Below are 16,081 nucleotides of genomic sequence, written 5' to 3' on the forward strand. Positions count from 1 at the left end.
TGACCATTACTTTTGGTCAGCCCTTATTTATTCGGTTACCTGGTAGCGGTTTGTTGTCGTTTATGTGATCCTCAAAGCCTTCGCCGTACTTTTTGTGAGGCCTTTTTTCCCGGCAACTGTTTATATGATATTGCCAAAGATTACCCGGAAGACTACTCACCCAATACTATTTTGCTTATAGCAATCGATAACAAAATAGACCCCTTATAGTATGCGCAGGAAATAGAAAGCGGGGTGCTCCCTTTCGCCTTATAAAATTGTTTTCAGCTCACTCAGGCAGGAAATGCAATACGTAGGCTGCATAGTAGTAGCCGGAACTTTTGCATTAAAATAGATCTGGTCCATACCTGCATTGTGAGCGCCTATAATATCCAGCTCGAGCGCATCTCCTATCATTACGCTCTCCGTAGCACTGGTAGCAGCTTTGGTAATCGCGTAATCAAATATTTCCCGGTAAGGTTTCAGGCTGCCCGCTACTTCAGAAGTAATAATATGCGTAAAGAAATGATCAATTTTGGCATTGCGCATTTTCAGCAGCTGAGTATCCTCAAACCCATTGGTGATCATGTGCAGCGGATAGTTCTTAGCTGTCAGGTATTCCAATACTTCCATGGTGTAAGGGAATAAAGCGGTTTTAAACGGCAGTACTTCCAAAAATTTTTCGCTGAGGGAATTAGACAGTTTTTCATCCCCTATCTTAAAGTCCAGCAGCGTTCTGCTAAAACGTTTGTAGCGCAGATCATTACGGTTAATGAGCCCTTTGCGGAAACGGTCCCATAGTATCTCGTTATGAATAACATAGCTGTTGTAAAACGCTTCAAAAGAAGGCACCCCGCGGGCGCTCAGGTTAAACGTATGGTAGAGTTCCTCTAATGTCTGGTAGGAGTTGGTCTCAAAATCCCACAGTGTATGATCCAGGTCAAAGAAAATATGCTTATACTTCATCACGGCGCAAAGTTACAAAGGAAAGGGCAGATGTTTTAATGTGCAAATATGCAGATACGTAAATGAACAAAGGCAGCCTTACTGGCAATTTCATCTGCACATTCGCACATCTTCCTATTTGCATCTGCCTATCTGCACATTTTTTTTCTTATTTTCCGGTTTTCAATCCCTCTGAATATGAACGCAGTTATTACGGGAGCCAGCAAAGGAATTGGTAAAGCCATCGCCGAAAGGCTGGCCAAAGAAGGTTTTAATATAGCGCTCTGCGCCCGCAATGCCGCCACGCTGGAGGCTACGGCCGCACACATCCGTCAGCTGGCGCCTAATGTACAGGTGCTGGCCCTGCCGGTGGATATGAGTGATAAACAGCAGGTGCTAAGCTTTGCAGCCAAAGTAAAAGCAGCTTTCCCTGTAGTGGATATACTGGTAAATAATGCCGGCCTTTTTGTGCCCGGCGCCCTGCACCAGGAGGAAGAGGGCCTGCTGGAAAACCTGATGGCTACCAATGTGTACAGCGCCTATCACCTTACCCGCCAGCTGTTACCGGCTATGATGGCGCAGCGTAAAGGCCACATTTTTAACCTTACCTCCACGGCCAGCTACAAAGCCTATCCTAACGGCGGCGCGTATAGCATTACTAAATTTGCCTTGTTAGGCTTTTCCAAAAACCTGCGGGAAGAGCTGAAACCGCATAACATTAAAGTAACCGCCCTCAGCCCCGGCCCTACGCTTACCGCCTCCTGGGAGGGTTTTCAAGCGCCGCCGGACCGCCTGATGCCGCCAGAGGATATTGCCAGTATTGTATGGGCAGCCTACACGCTGGCCGATCAGACAGTGGTGGAAGAAATTGTGCTACGCCCTATGCTGGGAGATATTAGCTAATAATGAGATAATGTGCTGATATGCTAATGTGCTGGTATATGCAGTTATATGCAAAACGTAAGCAACAAAAACCAGCACATTAGCATATTAACACATCAGCACATTATCCAAATCCTTGCTGGTTACAGTTTCTACTATCATATTTTATTATTTTTTTAACTAACTTTTAACGGCGAAATCAGCTCCACAGCATAGGCTTTGGTTAAATTTGTCAACGAGATATGGTCTGTCAGGTTAAAATAAGGAAGTGCGCTCTGTCCCTCTTTTTTTGTTTGGGCGTTATAGCTTGCGCTAGTGCCCAGGAATTCCGTTTTACTACCAATGTAAGCAGCACCCGTGTTGCGCAGGATGAACCTTTCCAGATACAGTTCATGCTGGAAAATGCATCTAATGTAGCCAGCTTCACACCACCTGCTTTTACAGATTTTGAAGTAATGCAGGGCCCTTCCCAGGTACAGGGTCAATCCATTTACAACGGCCGCCGCTCTGAATACATAGCGCTGATCTATGTACTGCAGCCTAAACGCCCAGGTAACTTTACCTTATCCGGCGCCACGGCCCGGGTAAATGGGAATGTGGTACACTCCAATCCTGTTACTATTGAGGTGATCAAAAGTGTTAATCACAACGCTGCGCCGCCGCAGACTCCCACACAACAGCCGCCCGGCTTTCAACCCAGCCACCGCGGCCCGGATGAGGATGTGGCCGAAGGCATTTTGCGTAAGGGCGAGGATGTGGATGCCAAGCTGCGTAAAAATATTTTCCTGAAAGTAGATGTAGATAAAACCAACCTGTATGAAGGTGAGCAACTAACGGCTACGTATAAACTGTATACCCGCCTGCCCACTAATTCCAGCGTAACACGCGTACCGGCATTCAAAGGTTTTTCTGCCAAAGATATTGAGCTGCCTAACCCGCCGCAGGCCACTACGGAACGCATAAACGGGCAGCTGTTCAAAGTTTTCACCATCCGCAAAACACTGCTGTTCCCCTTACAATCCGGTAACCTGGAGCTGGATCCGGTAGAGGTGGATAACCAGGTACGCCTGGTAAAGCTTTCGCACGACAACCGCAAAAGATCCAGGGACCCGTTTGAAGATATTTTTAATGATCCCGGTTTTAAAGATCCCTTTAACGATCCGTTCTTTGATGATTTCTTTAACCGGCCGGAAGTGTCTTATGAAGACGTGCCGTATAAGATCCAGAGCGCCCCGGTAAAGATCACGGTAAAACCATTACCGGTTGATACCCGCCCGCCCAGCTACAACGGCGCGGTAGGGCACTTTAACATGAGCGCCACCATTGATAAAACTACACTTACTACTGATGATGCGCTGACCTTAAAAGTGAATATCTCCGGCCAGGGCAATGTGAACCTGCTGAACCAGCCGAAGGTAGAGATCCCCGGCAGCTTTGAAAAATACGATCCCAAGGTTACCGATAATATTGAAAAGAACAGTAACCCGCTTTCCGGCAGCCGGCAGTTTGAGTTTGCGCTGATGCCGCTGGAAGCAGGCGACCAAACCATTGCGCCTGTAGAGTTCTCGTACTTTGATCCCGTAGCGCATGCTTATAAAACCATTAAGTCGCAGGCATTTAATATTAAAGTAACGCCGGGCAAACAGAATAAACGGGATAAGGAAGATTTCAGCGTTGATAAAAATGTACTGATACCTGTGCACCTGGCGCCGCAGCGCTGGAGCAAAGATGCCGGCTTTTTACTGGGCAGCGTGTGGTACTACCTGTTATTGCTGGTACCCATCATAGCGCTGATAGCAGGCATTTTATACCGCCGCCGCCAGCACTACCAGCAAAATAATGCCGCCCTGCTTAAACACCGCTACGCTAACAAGGCAGCGCTGAAACGTTTGGAGCTGGCTGCCCGTTACCTGAAAGAAGGGAAGGACCGCGCTTTTTACGAAGAAACTTCCCGCGCCGTATGGGGCTACCTGAGCCATAAGCTGGAAATTCCCTTTGCTGATCTGAATAAACAGCTGGTACAAAACAAGCTGGCCGGCCGCCGCATCAACGGGGATAATACCCTGCAGCTTTTTGACCTGCTGGATAACTGTGAAATGGCGCTATATGCACCGGCACAAAGCAACGATAAAATGCAGGGCACTTACCAGCAGGCCGTAAAAGTCATCAGCCAGCTGGAAGAGCAATTGAAAACGAAGCAACAAGTAGTATGAGACCGGTACGCTATATAATCCTTTTATTGCTGCTGGGTTATAATACCCTGCAGGCACAGGATCTTACGCCGCAGCAGCGGTTTGAAAAAGCCAATGCCCTGTACCAGCAAAATAAGTATACAGAGGCCGCCGGCATGTACCAGCAGCTGATCAACGAAGGTTATCCGCTGGAAGATCTGTACTTCAATGCAGGCAACGCCTACTACAAAAGCAACCGCACCGGTCAGGCTATTTATAACTACGAAAAAGCATTACAGCTTAACCCGTATAATGAATCCGTTACCCATAACCTGGACCTGGCTAACCAGCGCGTACAGGGCTTTACCGATGAACTGCCTTTACTGTTCTTCCAGAGATGGTGGCAGCAGTGGGAGCACCTGCATACGCCCAATGGCTGGGCTGTTGGCAGCCTGGTGTTATTCTGGCTGCTGATTGGCGGGGTGCTGGCTTATTTGCTGGCAGCGCGTTTTAATAATCGTATAGTTCGTATGGGTGTCAGCGTTATAGGCGTAGTGTTTGTTGCGTACCTGTTCATGGCCATTTTCACCTACAGCAGCCTGCATAACCACCATACCGGCATTGTTATGAACAGCGGCATTAAGGCCAAAGCAGCGCCTGACCAGAATGGGAAAGACCTGTTTGAGCTGAATGAAGGAATGAAAGTGCAGGTATTGGATGCTACTGCGGACTATTGCAAAGTGCAGCTGGCCGATGGTAAAACCGGGTGGATAGCCTGTGATGAGGTGAAACGTTTATAACTTCTCGATCCGCGACATAAACTCCTGCTTGCGCTGCCGCGATACCGGTATGCTGGCGCCATCGCTCATAATGATCTCACCCCCGTCTCCCTTAATATATTTATCCATAAAGGAAAGGTTAATGAGGTAGCTGTGATGCACCCTGAAAAATCCTTTGTCTTTCAGTACTGCTTCCACTTCTTTTAAGGTGCGGCATATCAGCGGCGGGTTTTGGCCATCCTGCAGCAGCAGCCGGGTATAGGCGCCCTCCGCCATACAGTACATTACATCTTTGGGCAGCACCATGCGCAAGCCTTCCAGCGTGGGCAGGGCCAGGCGTTCATTAGCCTGCAGGTGCTCATGCAGGAACTGTAACAGATGCTGGAGCTTGGTGCCGGTAAGCAGCAGCTGCCGGGCCGCCGCTTTTTCCACGGCCCTTAACAGCTCATCCTTATCAATAGGTTTTAAAAGATAATCCAGCGCGCTGTGGCGAATGGCGCGGATGGCGTATTGATCATACGCCGTAGTAAAGATCACAGAAAAAGGAATGGCAGGGCAGGCTTCCAGCAGCTCAAAACCATTCATACCAGGCATTTCCACATCCAGGAATAAGAGCTCCGGGGGCTGCCTTTCAATGGCTTCCAGCGCAGTGGGTCCATCAACGCAAACAGCATCAATGGTAATATCCGGGCAATGCCGGCTAAGGAGCAGCATTAATACATCACGACAGTGTTTTTCGTCATCCACAATAATGGCGCGCATTGGTGGCAGTTGGCAATAGTGATGGATAGTTAGAGTTGGCCTAATCTTCAGTTATGGATCTGTCCCACCGAAAAATTACGAAAATAAAATGTAAACCGCGTTTTTAACTGCAGCCGGGGTTATGCTCACCCGGCCTGCTGGTGGCGGCTGGTAATATGCTGAAGGTTAATAGTAATACGGCTAACACTGGTTTGGGAAGGTTCATCATAAATATCCTGCTCCGTTACCTGGGCGTGTATGTGGTACTTTTCACTCATTATCTGCAGGCGCTCCGCTGCAATGGCTACGTTGCGGCTCAGCTGTGTGGCTGCATAGGAGGCGGGCTGCAGCTCCCCGCGTACACCATTATCCTCTACCTGTATAAATAGCTGATCCTGGTGGCGGCCAATAAATACTTCCAGCCGGCCGCCGCTTTTTTGCGGGCGCTGTAATATGCGGTGCCAGATGGCCTGCTGCACATAAGGCTGTATGATCATGGGGGGTACCAGGGTGAATTGGTGGCTTACTTCCGGTGAAAGGTGCAGCTTGTACACGAACTGCGGTTCAAAACGCAGCTGCTCCAGCTGAATGTACAGCTCCAGGGCTTCCACATCTTCCTCCAGGCTAATCCATTCTTTGTTAAAATTAGCTATCATGAGGCGCATCAGCTTTGAAAAGCGCGTCAGGTACAGGGAGGCCATATCCGTGCTGGTGCTGAGAATGTAATGATGAATTGCGTTTAAACTGTTGAAGATGAAATGGGGGTCCATTTGCGCCTGAAAGGCATGCAGCTCAAGATTCACCATAGATTGCCGCTGGTTTATTTCCCTGGTGGAGTTACGCCTGATACTTCTTTCGCGGCGGTAAAATAAGTAACAGATAAGCGCTATGCTTAATAAGAAGAATAACCAATAGTTCCAATCGCCCGCTGAAAACATATGCCCGGATTGCAGTAACACTAATAAGGTTTACAAAAGGATCAATAGCAAAGTGTAGCTGATACACCTATTAAATATCTACTAAATCGCACTGAATGTAAAGTGCCAATTACTACAAGGCAGTATTTATATTGCAATTGGAGGGAAAACTATTATAAGTGGTTCAGGGTAAATTACTGTTCCGTAAACTTGTAGCCAACCCCTCTTACAGAGTGGAAGTATTTGGAGTTACGGCTGTCTTCCTCAAAGTATTTGCGGAAGTTCAGGATAAAATTATCAATGGTGCGGGTGGTGGGGTACACGTTATAACCCCATACTACCTGCAGTATCTTCTCGCGGGTTACTACCTCTCCCTTGTTCTCTATCAGCAGCTTCAGGAGCATGGTTTCTTTTTTACTCAGCTCATAGCTTTTCCCATCCTTTCCTATGCATTCCTGCGCAGCAAAGTCAATGGTGTTATTGCCAAAGCGGTAAACGTTGGGCACACTATCCTTATCCTGTATACGCTTGTTCTTTACGATCAGCTTTTCCACCCTTAACAGCAGCTCTTCCAGGTTAAAGGGTTTGGTCATATAATCATCCCCCCCTTTTTTTAGGCCCAGCACACGGTCGGCGCTGCTGTTGCGGGCGCTCAGGAACAGGATGGGTACATCATTATTTTGTATACGGATGTTCTCACACACGGCTATACCATCCATTTCCGGCAGCATAATATCCAGTATAATGAGGTCAAAATATTCGTTCTTCACTGCCTTTAGCGCAGTGGTACCATTATCTGCTGCTGTTACCTCATAACCTTCCAGCTCCAGGTTCAGCTTCAGCGCTTCCTGGAGGTTCTCCTCATCTTCTACTAATAGTATAGATGCTTTCGTTGCTTCTTTCATATCCTTCTAAGTTACATCTTCCGCTTTACAGATTGTCGGAATTGAAAACTGTGGTGCAAATTTACGCCGTTTGCACGGAATATAACGGCCAGCTGATCTCAAAGCAGGCGCCTGAGGGAGTATTATCCTTTACCTGTATGGTAGCGCCATGCTGTTCCATGATCTTTTGGGTAAGGAACAGGCCCAGGCCGGAGCCCTTTGCCTTACGGGTATTTTCATTGCCAATACGGTAAAACTTCATGAACACCCGCTTGCGCTCTTCCACCGGTATGCCCGGCCCCTGGTCAGATACCTGCCACTTTAATACATGCCCGTTTTCGTGTAAACGTACCTTGATGACGGTTTGCTTAGGCGCATATTTTACTGCATTTTCCACTAAGTTGCTCAATACCATCTGCAGCATGAATTTATCGCCCTCCACCCATATACGGGGCTGTATATCAGCTACAATGGTGTGGGTAGTAATGCGCGCCTGCAGCTCTTTGATATTACCATCCAGCAGGGCTGAAAAATCAAGCGGCTCCCTGAACAGTTTGTAACGGTCTGCTTCCAGCTGGGAGGCTAACAGTATGTTGTTGCACAGCTGGTCCAGGCGGTCGGTTTCTTTAATGGTATTCTCTACCAGTTTTAGCCGCTTTTCCTCATCCAGTTTGTGTTTGCGAATGGTTTCCAGGTTTAGTTTTGCCGCAGCTATGGGCGATTTTAGCTCATGCGTTACCGCCATCATAAAGTTCTGCTGCTGCCGGGTAAGCTTCATATGTTTCCATATGGAGCGGTATACAAAAAAGGCGCCTACCAGTATAATACCCAGGAAGGTGCCGCCTTCTCCAAAAAATTTAAAGGTGCGCATGCGCTCATCCTTTTCTATACGCTGCAGCTCCATCTGGTATTCCACGGGGTGTGCCACGTTATCAATACGCAGCTCCAGGTTGCGCCGCTCAAAACCGGTGATCTGCCGGCCCTGCAGGTACAGCAGCACGCCCCACCATACCAGTGCCAGTATGGTATAGGCCAATACAAAAAGGTAAATGAAGGAGGTTACCTTCTGATCCTGTAGTTTATGTAAGAAACGTCTCATGGCCGTGCGCCGGCTTTCTCTATCCGCAGTCCCACATTCATCACATAAGGCAGCGGATTTTGCCGCATATTTTGTTCAAATGTAAAACGATAGGTGCCGGGCTTGTTCAGGATGGCCTTTTGCTGGATAGGAATGCGGTGCTCATAAATATCATCCAGCCTGCTGCCTAACCATTTGCCGGAAGCATCTGCCAGCGGCAGCTCTACCCGGCGGGGTTGCAGGCTGCTGTCGCCCGGGAACTGGGTATTTACCAGCACCCATATATTGCTGTAGGGGTAAGCATCCTGGTGGCGGATGTTTACATAAATGTTATACAGGTAGGCTGTGTCTTCCGGTTTAATGGTTACCTCAAATACAGGTTTGTATTGATAGCTCCACTGGTGCCCCGGTATTTCCTGGTTCTTTTCATAGGCATCCATTTTAACCGGCAGGCAGGATGCCAGTCCCAGGCAGCCTATTACAATGGCTGCCCCCATTTGTTTCATAAGTTGACTATAGTACATTTAATACTTGTTCTTTGGCCTTTTCCAGTTCGTCTTTCATTAATACCACCCATTGCTGTATGCCGGCATCGTTGGCTTTAGAGCCGGTGGTGTTTATTTCACGACCTACTTCCTGCAGCACAAAACCCAGCTTTTTACCCTTGGCCATATCTGCTTCGCGCAGTATCTCCTTAAAGTAACGGCAGTGGTTTTCCAGGCGCACCAGCTCTTCAGAGATATCCAGCTTCTCTAAATAAAAGATCAGCTCCTGCTCCAAACGGTTGGCATCCACATTCTCCTTACCTACATAGTCTGACAGCAGCTGTTCCAAGCGCTGGCGTATACGGTCTTTACGCAGGGGGTCCAGCTCCCGTACCTTTACACAATAACTTTCTATATTCTCAATCCGCAGCAGCAGGTCGGCCTCCAGTACGGCGCCTTCATCCTGGCGGTGGTTATCCAGTTCTTCCAGTGCGGATCTTAATACCTTCTGAATGGCCAGCCATTCCTCTTCCGCAATCTGCTCAGTGGCCGGGGTTATTACCTCCGGGAGCTTCATCAGCACATTCAGCATATCATCCTGCGGCAGGTTCAGTTCTGTTGCCAGGGTGGTAATGGATTGATAGTAGAACTTAGCCAGCTCCGTATTTACCATAACCGGCCGGGTAGCCCCGTTCTGACGTATGTTGATGGTAGCATCCAGCGTACCGCGCTGCAAGGTTTGCTGCAGCTGGTTGCGGATGTCAAACTCGTACGGTCTTAATAAGGGGGATAATTTCAGATTCACCTCAAACTGTTTACCGTTCAAAGATTTTATCTCTACGGTTATAATAGTTTCTCCGCGCGTGCTTTCTGCCCTTCCAAACCCGGTCATTGATTTCAGCATATGGATTGTTTGTTGGTAACAAACCTAGCTAAATTAGTGGAAAGCGCAAAGGATAGCTGTTAGCTATTAGCTTTTAACCGTTAGCGGGGGCCATTAGCTAAAAGCTAAAAGCTAACCACTAAAAGCTGATAGCTTATTTAAAAAGCGCATTGTAAACGGCTTCCCGCTCGAGCTGTAACATATCTCCGGGTTGCAGGCCGTTAAGGGTAAGGCCGGCTATCCGGTAACGGATAAGCCTCAACGTCGGGAAACCAGCAGCTGCCGTCATTTTACGTACCTGCCGGTTCTTACCTTCTTTAAGCATTAGCTGTATCCAGGGAGCCGGTATTTCTTTACGGAAGCGTATAGGCGGGTTACGTTCCGGTACCGGCGGCGGTGTTTCAAACAAAGCCGCTTTGCAGCGTTGGGTGTTATAAGGTTTACCATCAATGTTAATAGTTACTCCCTGCTGCAGCTGCGTTATTGCAGCAGGTGTAATGGCGCCGTCTACCTGCACCCAATACTCTCTTTCATGTGCAAAGCGTGGATTTAATAAACGGTGGTTCAACGTTTTATCGTTGGTTAATATCAATAGTCCTTCACTATCATAATCCAGCCGGCCAACAGGATATACATCTTTGGGCACGGCAAAATAATCGGCCAGGCAGGCTTTGTTTGCTTCCTTACTGAACTGTGTAAGCACCTGGTAAGGCTTATAAATAACGTAATAGTACAACAACAGCTGATAATGGTCTTTGGTGAACGCCCTGCAAATTAGTAATTTTGCAGCATCGCATATGGGCACACCTCTTAAACAGATCACCTGTCAACATTGTCAAGCCCGCTTTGGTTCTATCTTTTGCAAAGCGGAGGGAGAAAATATCACGGCTATTGATGAAGCCCGTGTATGCTCATTATACAAAAAAGGACAGGTCATTTTCCAGGAAGGCGCTCACTCCTTTGGTATCTACTGCATCAACTCCGGAAAAATAAAACTCACCCATAGCGGCGACGATGGCCGTGAACAGATCATACGCCTGGTAAAAGCAGGTGATATTATGGGTTATAAAGCCTTATTAAGCGGCGAACGGTATACCGCTACCGCGGTAGCGCTGGAAGATGCACAGGTATGTTTTATTCCCAAAGACCTGTTCCTGAACGTACTGCAAAAAGATCCCGGCCTTTCTTTTGAAATGATGCGCATCCTGTCCAGCGAACTGCGCAAAGCTGAATTAAAGATCACCCACCTGGCCCAAAAACCGGTAAGGGAACGTTTAGCGGAAACCCTTTTATTCATTCATGAAACCTATGGCGTAGAAAGCGACGGACAAACCCTGAACGTTCGCCTTTCAAGAGAAGAAATTGCCAACCTGGTAGGTACCGCTACAGAATCTGCCATCCGCTTACTCTCCGAATTTAAGAAAGACGGCCTCATAGAACTGGAAGGTAAAAAAATACGCCTGCTGCAAATGAACCATCTTATAAAAGCCGCTAACCTTCAGGATTAACAAGGGTTTTCGCCTACACTACGTGTATACTACAACGTTATAATTTCCTTTCCTTTTTACTACTTTTTAAGCCGGGCTTATTGCCTTTTTATGTCTTAAAGGATGTTTTATGGATCATAGCCGCACTTTTAATGCGCTTACACAAAAATTTTTTGGGTAAAGCAGGGCTTTAAAGGTCCAAAAAGCAAAAAACAGCCCTTTGCTTGTTGTGCATGATACCAGGATAAAAAGGATAAAAAGCAATGTAAGGGGATGATGCTTTTGAAGATGATAAAAATGGGTGTAAGCTGAAACACTGGGTAGTAGCGGGTTTTAAAGGCAATAAAAAAAGTCTGACCGTGCGAACAATCAGACTTTCTTGTTATGTGAATGGGTTAGTAAGTACAGGGAAATAAAATTCCCTACACAATATTAAAAAGAATTTCATGACAAAAGAAAAAAATTACAAAAAATTTTATTCACACCACTAAAAAAAGTGTGGATAACAACAGTCTGCTGAACGAAGGTGGAAGTAAAGAAGTACTTCTTACTTCCTTTCATCTGCATCAAACTTTCACCTAACTTTGCTCACCTAAAATCACTCACTAATTCAATATGCTATGAAGTTTGAAGCACCTGTTGCCGTTACAGAGATAGCCGCTATGATAGGCGCAGCGCTGGAAGGCAACCATCAGCTGATGGCCTCCGGTATCAACGAGATCCATAAAGTACAGGAAGGAGATATATCATTTGTGGACTTTGAGAAGTACTATGATAAAGCCCTTAATTCTGCAGCCACCATTATCATCATCAATAAAAAAGTAGCCTGCCCGTCAGGTAAGGCGCTGTTGGTTACCGACGATCCGTTTAGTGCCTATGTATCCCTGGTAAAACATTACCGTCCCTTTGAACCCTCCTCCAAACCCATCAGCGATAGCGCCGTAATAGGTGAAGACACCATCATACAACCTAACGTATTCATTGGTAATCATGTGCGTATAGGCAGCAATTGCCTCATACATCCCAACGTTACTATTTATGACCATACTGTTATTGGCGATAACGTGATCATTCATGCAGGTACTGTTATTGGCGCCGATGCGTTTTACTTTAAAAAAAGGAAGGAACGTGCCGTGATGTATGATAAAATGGAAAGCTGCGGCCGGGTTATTATTGAAAGTGATGTGGAAATAGGCGCCGGCTGCACCATTGACAAAGGCGTAAGCGGCGATACCATCATAGGCCAGGGCACCAAGCTGGATAACATGATACACATTGGCCACGGTACCGTAATAGGCCGCAACTGCCTGTTTGCCGCACAGGTAGGCATTGGTGGTAAAGCGCGTATAGAAGATAACGTGATCCTCTGGGGACAGGTAGGCGTATCCAAAGACCTGGTGATCGGTAAAGATGCCGTAGTGCTGGCACAATCAGGCGTACCCAGCTCACTGGAAGGTGGTAAAACATACTTTGGCTCACCGGTAGAAGATGCCCGCAATAAAATGAAAGAGCTGAACTGGATCAAACGTATTCCTGAACTGTGGGAAAAGGTAATGAACAAATAGCCAACCCCCAATATCATGCATATATCCCTTTTACAGAGCTTTGTTGCTGCTGTTCTATGTTTTGCCAGCCCTGTTAATATAATAACACCCGCTGCCGCACAGGATCTTTATACTGATGACCAGGAGTGGAAAGTAGAGATCAGCGATGGCTGGTTCTCTGCCAAAACATTCCATTACGGCGCTTATACCACCACCGCCCGTAAGAACAGCGTGGCCAGCGCCACCAACATTACTTTTAAGAATGTTGATAACCCTTTTAACTTCCTGGTAAAAGATAGCAGCGAGCAAATACTTGTACAGGCTTTAAACACGCCGCGCGTTAGTTTCTCCGGCCGTGTTTTACCCGACTGGCTGGAAAAAACACCTCCCACCAATCCGCTTTTTTACATTCTTATTAACGGTACCCAAAGTAACCCGCTGGTACGCTGGGAGCTGCTGTTAAAAAAGCCGCATTACCTGGAGCTGAATGATAATAAACCCATTGGCATACTGCGCTCACCGGATACGGAGATCCGTGTTACTGCGCATAACCGTTTTGGTATTGTAAACTCTTATGAGAAGGTGTGTTATGAGTTCCATATAAAGGGCAATGCAGTAGCGGCTGTAATGCCGGGAGAGCAGCCCCGGGTATGGGTAAGCAAGCGCGTAAAAGCCGATACAGAAAAGGTGCTGGCAGCTGCAATAGGCGCCTTGTTATTTAGATAGTTTACCCGCAGCTGCGTCCTGTAAAAAGTCTTTACAAACACGGTTTATGGTTTGCTTTAACGGGGTGAACCGGAATTCCGGTAATGCCTGTAAGATCTTATCCGTGTTATAGTATATTTTCATTTGGGCGGTACGGGCGGTTTCTTTTGTAACCAGGGGTTTGCTGCCGGAGAACATTCCTTTCACTTTTTCCATGCGCCATACTATTTCCGCCAGCCAGGATTGCACATTGATATGGGGTGGTTTTTTACCCAGTTGTGCAGCCATTTCAGCAAAAAGATCATAATAGCTCCAGTTCTCTGAAGAAAGCAGGTAACGCTCCCCGCTGATATCACTATCCATCAGCGCGCACATCACCTTCACCACATCTTCCACATCCACATAACCGTTAATGCCTTTGGTATAAAAGGGAAATTCTTTCCAGGCATTCTTAAACAGCGCACCGGAACCATCGTGCCAGTAGCTGCTGCCCAGGATAATAGACGGGTTTACAATAGCTGCCGGTAACCCTTCTGCCACGCCACGCCATACTTCCATTTCACTGCGGTATTTGCTAACCGCGTATTGGGAATTGTTGCGGCTTTCTATCCACTCGCTTTCCTCATTTACCGGCGCCCCCTCTTTTGTACGGCCCAGGGCAGCAACAGAGCTTACATGTACCAGCTTTTGCACACCGGCATCCAGGGCAAGGTTCACTACATTGGCGGTACCTTCAATATTTATCTGCAGCATGCTGCGGTGTGCAGCAGGCTGAAAAGATACTACGGCGGCACAATGGTATACCTGTGTAATACCCTGCATGGCTTCTTCCAGGCTTATCACATCCAGCACATCGCCCTGGAACCATGTGATCTGTGATTGTATATCCTGTAATGTTTCGGGTATCTGCTGGCGGTATAAAGCGCGTACGGGCTTGCCGGCCTTTACCAGTGCCCGTAATAGATTACTGCCTAAAAAACCTGTTCCGCCGGTAACTAAGATCATGAGCGCAAAAGTAACAATTTCAATTACGAATTAAATGCAGTGATTTCAGGCACAACCGCACCGCTATTTTTCATAATTATAAAACCCCTTTCCGCTCTTCCGCCCCAGCTCTCCCTTCGCTACCCTGCCGGCCTGTAGCTCATTGGGGGCAAAACGCGGCGCCTGCGCAAAAGCATTATATAAGGATTGAGTTACTGCCAGGTTCACATCATTCCCTATCAGGTCCATCAACGCAAAAGGCCCCATACGGAAACCCGTGCTTTCCAGCAAACGGTCAATGGTGGCAAAGTCTGCCAGCTCCTGCTCCGCAGCTTTCATGGCTTCCAGGTAATAATGCCGGGCCACCCGGTTCACAATAAAACCCGGGGCATCTTTTACATGCACCGGTGTTTTACCCATGCTTTTAGCCAGCTCATATACCAGCGCTGCAACTTCGGGGCTCGTGCTTTCTGCGGTTACCACCTCCACCAGCTTCATAAGCGGGGCCGGGTTAAAGAAGTGCATACCCACTACCCGCGATGGATTTATAACGCCGGCAGCTATACGGGAAACGGATAATGAGGAGGTATTGCTGGCAAAAATGGCATCACTGTGGTTGAGTTCCGCCAGCTGGTTAAACAGCCCTGTTTTAGCCTCTATTTGCTCTGCAATGGCTTCTATGATCACTGCTGCCACGCAATCCTGCAGCCGGGAGGTAAATTGTAAGCGGCTTAGCGTAGCGGTTTTATCCGCAGCAGTTAGTTTGCCTTTGGCTACTGCAGTATCCAGATTTTGGGTTATCTGCGTCTTTGCTTTGTCCAGCATGGTGGGCTGTATATCAAACAAAAGCGTTTGGTACCCGCTGGCAGCCGCTACCTGTGCTATGCCGGCGCCCATGGTACCTGCGCCGCACACGGCAATGGTTTTAATTTCGTGTAACGTGATCATGGGGAAGAAGTGTAAGGGGTGTAAGGTCAAAAAAGAAAAGGTGAAAGCATGCTTTCACCTTTTCTTTTACTATCTATAGCTATACCGCGCCCGTGAACTGTTCCAGGAAGCGGGTATCATTTTCGGAGAATAACCGAAGGTCTTTGATCTGGTACTTCAGCATGGTAATACGTTCTATACCCCTTCCAAAAGCAAAGGCGGTATATTTTTCAGGATCAATGCCGCAGTTTTCAAGCACTTTGGGATGCACCATACCGCAGCCCAGGATCTCTACCCTGCCGGTATGCTTACATACGGAGCAGCCTTCGCCCCCGCAGATAATGCAGGAAATATCCATTTCTGCGCTGGGCTCTGTGAACGGGAAGTAAGAAGGGCGGAAGCGGATGCGCACATCCTCACCAAACAGCTCCTTCACAAAGTGATACAGCGTTTGTTTCAGATCAGCAAAAGATACGTTTTCATCAATGTATAAACCCTCTGCCTGGTGAAAGAAGCAGTGCGCACGGGCGCTGATGGTTTCATTACGGTACACCCGGCCCGGGCATATTACGCGTATGGGCAGCTTACCGGCCTCCATGGTGCGTACCTGCACGCTGGAAGTATGGGTGCGCAGCAGCCAGTCAGGGTTCTTACTGGTGTAAAAGGTATCCTGCATATCACGCGCTGGGT

At 47.6% G+C, this 16,081-nt stretch carries 16 protein-coding genes and 1 pseudogene; 6 read left to right on the plus strand and 11 right to left on the minus strand.

Annotated features, from left to right (window positions below; all coding sequences use genetic code 11):
* Nucleotides 1-249: 249 nt before the first annotated feature.
* The gene (locus tag KVT36_RS21385; RefSeq protein ID WP_217605485.1) at nt 250-945 is read right to left on the minus strand and encodes a YjjG family noncanonical pyrimidine nucleotidase; all 696 of its coding nucleotides are present in this window, start codon (nt 943-945) and stop codon (nt 250-252) included.
* Between the two features lie 177 nt (nt 946-1,122).
* Between KVT36_RS21385 and KVT36_RS21390 the strand changes: the two genes are divergently transcribed.
* From KVT36_RS21390 to KVT36_RS21400, 3 genes are all read left to right on the plus strand, one after another.
* Nucleotides 1,123-1,827: an SDR family oxidoreductase gene (locus KVT36_RS21390; RefSeq protein WP_217605486.1), complete on the plus strand. Its 705-nt coding sequence runs from the start codon at nt 1,123-1,125 to the stop codon at nt 1,825-1,827.
* Nucleotides 1,828-2,099: 272 nt separating this feature from the next.
* A complete protein-coding gene (locus KVT36_RS21395) occupies nt 2,100-4,019 on the plus strand; it encodes a BatD family protein (protein ID WP_217605487.1) in 1,920 nt (639 codons plus the stop codon).
* Nucleotides 4,016-4,777, plus strand: coding sequence for an SH3 domain-containing protein (locus KVT36_RS21400; RefSeq protein WP_217605488.1), 762 nt, complete (start codon nt 4,016-4,018; stop codon nt 4,775-4,777). The genes KVT36_RS21395 and KVT36_RS21400 overlap by 4 nt, the downstream gene beginning before the upstream one ends.
* On the opposite strand, the gene KVT36_RS21405 is transcribed toward KVT36_RS21400, so the two are convergent.
* The 7 genes from KVT36_RS21405 to KVT36_RS21435 all read right to left on the minus strand — a co-directional run bounded on the left by KVT36_RS21405 (nt 4,772) and on the right by KVT36_RS21435 (nt 10,567).
* The gene (locus tag KVT36_RS21405) at nt 4,772-5,518 is read right to left on the minus strand and encodes a LytTR family DNA-binding domain-containing protein (protein WP_217605489.1); all 747 of its coding nucleotides are present in this window, start codon (nt 5,516-5,518) and stop codon (nt 4,772-4,774) included. The genes KVT36_RS21400 and KVT36_RS21405 overlap by 6 nt on opposite strands.
* A gap of 125 nt (nt 5,519-5,643) precedes the next feature.
* A complete protein-coding gene (locus tag KVT36_RS21410) occupies nt 5,644-6,456 on the minus strand; it encodes a histidine kinase (RefSeq protein ID WP_217605490.1) in 813 nt (270 codons plus the stop codon).
* Between the two features lie 152 nt (nt 6,457-6,608).
* Nucleotides 6,609-7,319: a response regulator transcription factor gene (locus KVT36_RS21415; RefSeq protein WP_089906885.1), complete on the minus strand. Its 711-nt coding sequence runs from the start codon at nt 7,317-7,319 to the stop codon at nt 6,609-6,611.
* Nucleotides 7,320-7,380: 61 nt separating this feature from the next.
* Nucleotides 7,381-8,397, minus strand: a complete 1,017-nt coding sequence (locus KVT36_RS21420) for a sensor histidine kinase KdpD (RefSeq protein WP_217605491.1) — start codon at nt 8,395-8,397, stop codon at nt 7,381-7,383.
* Complete coding sequence (locus tag KVT36_RS21425; RefSeq protein ID WP_217605492.1) at nt 8,394-8,882, minus strand: gliding motility lipoprotein GldH; 489 nt, start codon at nt 8,880-8,882, stop codon at nt 8,394-8,396. Before KVT36_RS21425 ends, KVT36_RS21420 begins: the two co-directional genes overlap by 4 nt.
* 7 nt (nt 8,883-8,889) lie before the next feature.
* A complete protein-coding gene (locus KVT36_RS21430; RefSeq protein ID WP_217605493.1) occupies nt 8,890-9,765 on the minus strand; it encodes a YicC/YloC family endoribonuclease in 876 nt (291 codons plus the stop codon).
* 133 nt (nt 9,766-9,898) lie between these two features.
* Complete coding sequence (locus KVT36_RS21435) at nt 9,899-10,567, minus strand: pseudouridine synthase (protein WP_368670038.1); 669 nt, start codon at nt 10,565-10,567, stop codon at nt 9,899-9,901.
* Here KVT36_RS21435 and KVT36_RS21440 point away from each other — a divergent pair.
* The 3 genes from KVT36_RS21440 (at nt 10,542) to KVT36_RS21450 (ending at nt 13,501) form a co-directional block, all read left to right on the plus strand.
* Complete coding sequence (locus tag KVT36_RS21440) at nt 10,542-11,252, plus strand: Crp/Fnr family transcriptional regulator (protein WP_217605494.1); 711 nt, start codon at nt 10,542-10,544, stop codon at nt 11,250-11,252. The two genes, KVT36_RS21435 and KVT36_RS21440, sit on opposite strands and share 26 nt — an antisense overlap.
* A 599-nt stretch (nt 11,253-11,851) precedes the next feature.
* On the plus strand, nt 11,852-12,796 hold the full coding sequence (locus KVT36_RS21445) for a UDP-3-O-(3-hydroxymyristoyl)glucosamine N-acyltransferase (RefSeq protein ID WP_217605495.1): 945 nt from the start codon (nt 11,852-11,854) through the stop codon (nt 12,794-12,796).
* A gap of 15 nt (nt 12,797-12,811) precedes the next feature.
* A complete protein-coding gene (locus KVT36_RS21450) occupies nt 12,812-13,501 on the plus strand; it encodes a hypothetical protein (protein WP_217605496.1) in 690 nt (229 codons plus the stop codon).
* Here KVT36_RS21450 and KVT36_RS21455 read toward each other — a convergent pair.
* The 3 genes and pseudogenes from KVT36_RS21455 to KVT36_RS32815 form a co-directional block, all read right to left on the minus strand.
* Nucleotides 13,490-14,485, minus strand: a complete 996-nt coding sequence (locus tag KVT36_RS21455) for an NAD-dependent epimerase/dehydratase family protein (protein WP_217605497.1) — start codon at nt 14,483-14,485, stop codon at nt 13,490-13,492. The two genes, KVT36_RS21450 and KVT36_RS21455, sit on opposite strands and share 12 nt — an antisense overlap.
* Nucleotides 14,486-14,548: 63 nt before the next feature.
* Nucleotides 14,549-15,412 carry a 3-hydroxyacyl-CoA dehydrogenase NAD-binding domain-containing protein gene (locus KVT36_RS21460; protein ID WP_217605498.1) on the minus strand — a complete coding sequence of 288 codons (864 nt, stop codon included), beginning with the start codon at nt 15,410-15,412 and terminating at the stop codon, nt 14,549-14,551.
* 79 nt (nt 15,413-15,491) lie between these two features.
* A pseudogene (locus KVT36_RS32815) lies at nt 15,492-16,081 on the minus strand (phenylalanine--tRNA ligase subunit alpha); the annotation flags it as partial.

The organism is Chitinophaga sp. GbtcB8 (assembly GCF_019091455.1).
Classification (GTDB): domain Bacteria; phylum Bacteroidota; class Bacteroidia; order Chitinophagales; family Chitinophagaceae; genus Chitinophaga.

Excerpts from the sequence above, each read along its gene's own strand:
- KVT36_RS21405 (WP_217605489.1), bottom strand. The coding sequence starts at position 5,518 with ATGCGCGCCATTATTGTGGATGACGAAAAACACTGTCGTGATGTATTA.
- KVT36_RS21415 (WP_089906885.1), bottom strand. The coding sequence starts at position 7,319 with ATGAAAGAAGCAACGAAAGCATCTATACTATTAGTAGAAGATGAGGAG.
- KVT36_RS21440 (WP_217605494.1), top strand. The coding sequence starts at position 10,542 with ATGGGCACACCTCTTAAACAGATCACCTGTCAACATTGTCAAGCCCGC.
- KVT36_RS21450 (WP_217605496.1), top strand. The coding sequence starts at position 12,812 with ATGCATATATCCCTTTTACAGAGCTTTGTTGCTGCTGTTCTATGTTTT.
- KVT36_RS21430 (WP_217605493.1), bottom strand. The coding sequence starts at position 9,765 with ATGCTGAAATCAATGACCGGGTTTGGAAGGGCAGAAAGCACGCGCGGA.
- KVT36_RS21420 (WP_217605491.1), bottom strand. The coding sequence starts at position 8,397 with ATGAGACGTTTCTTACATAAACTACAGGATCAGAAGGTAACCTCCTTC.
- KVT36_RS21385 (WP_217605485.1), bottom strand. The coding sequence starts at position 945 with ATGAAGTATAAGCATATTTTCTTTGACCTGGATCATACACTGTGGGAT.
- KVT36_RS21455 (WP_217605497.1), bottom strand. The coding sequence starts at position 14,485 with ATGATCTTAGTTACCGGCGGAACAGGTTTTTTAGGCAGTAATCTATTA.
- KVT36_RS21460 (WP_217605498.1), bottom strand. The coding sequence starts at position 15,412 with ATGATCACGTTACACGAAATTAAAACCATTGCCGTGTGCGGCGCAGGT.
- KVT36_RS21390 (WP_217605486.1), top strand. The coding sequence starts at position 1,123 with ATGAACGCAGTTATTACGGGAGCCAGCAAAGGAATTGGTAAAGCCATC.
- KVT36_RS21445 (WP_217605495.1), top strand. The coding sequence starts at position 11,852 with ATGAAGTTTGAAGCACCTGTTGCCGTTACAGAGATAGCCGCTATGATA.
- KVT36_RS21425 (WP_217605492.1), bottom strand. The coding sequence starts at position 8,882 with ATGAAACAAATGGGGGCAGCCATTGTAATAGGCTGCCTGGGACTGGCA.
- KVT36_RS21400 (WP_217605488.1), top strand. The coding sequence starts at position 4,016 with ATGAGACCGGTACGCTATATAATCCTTTTATTGCTGCTGGGTTATAAT.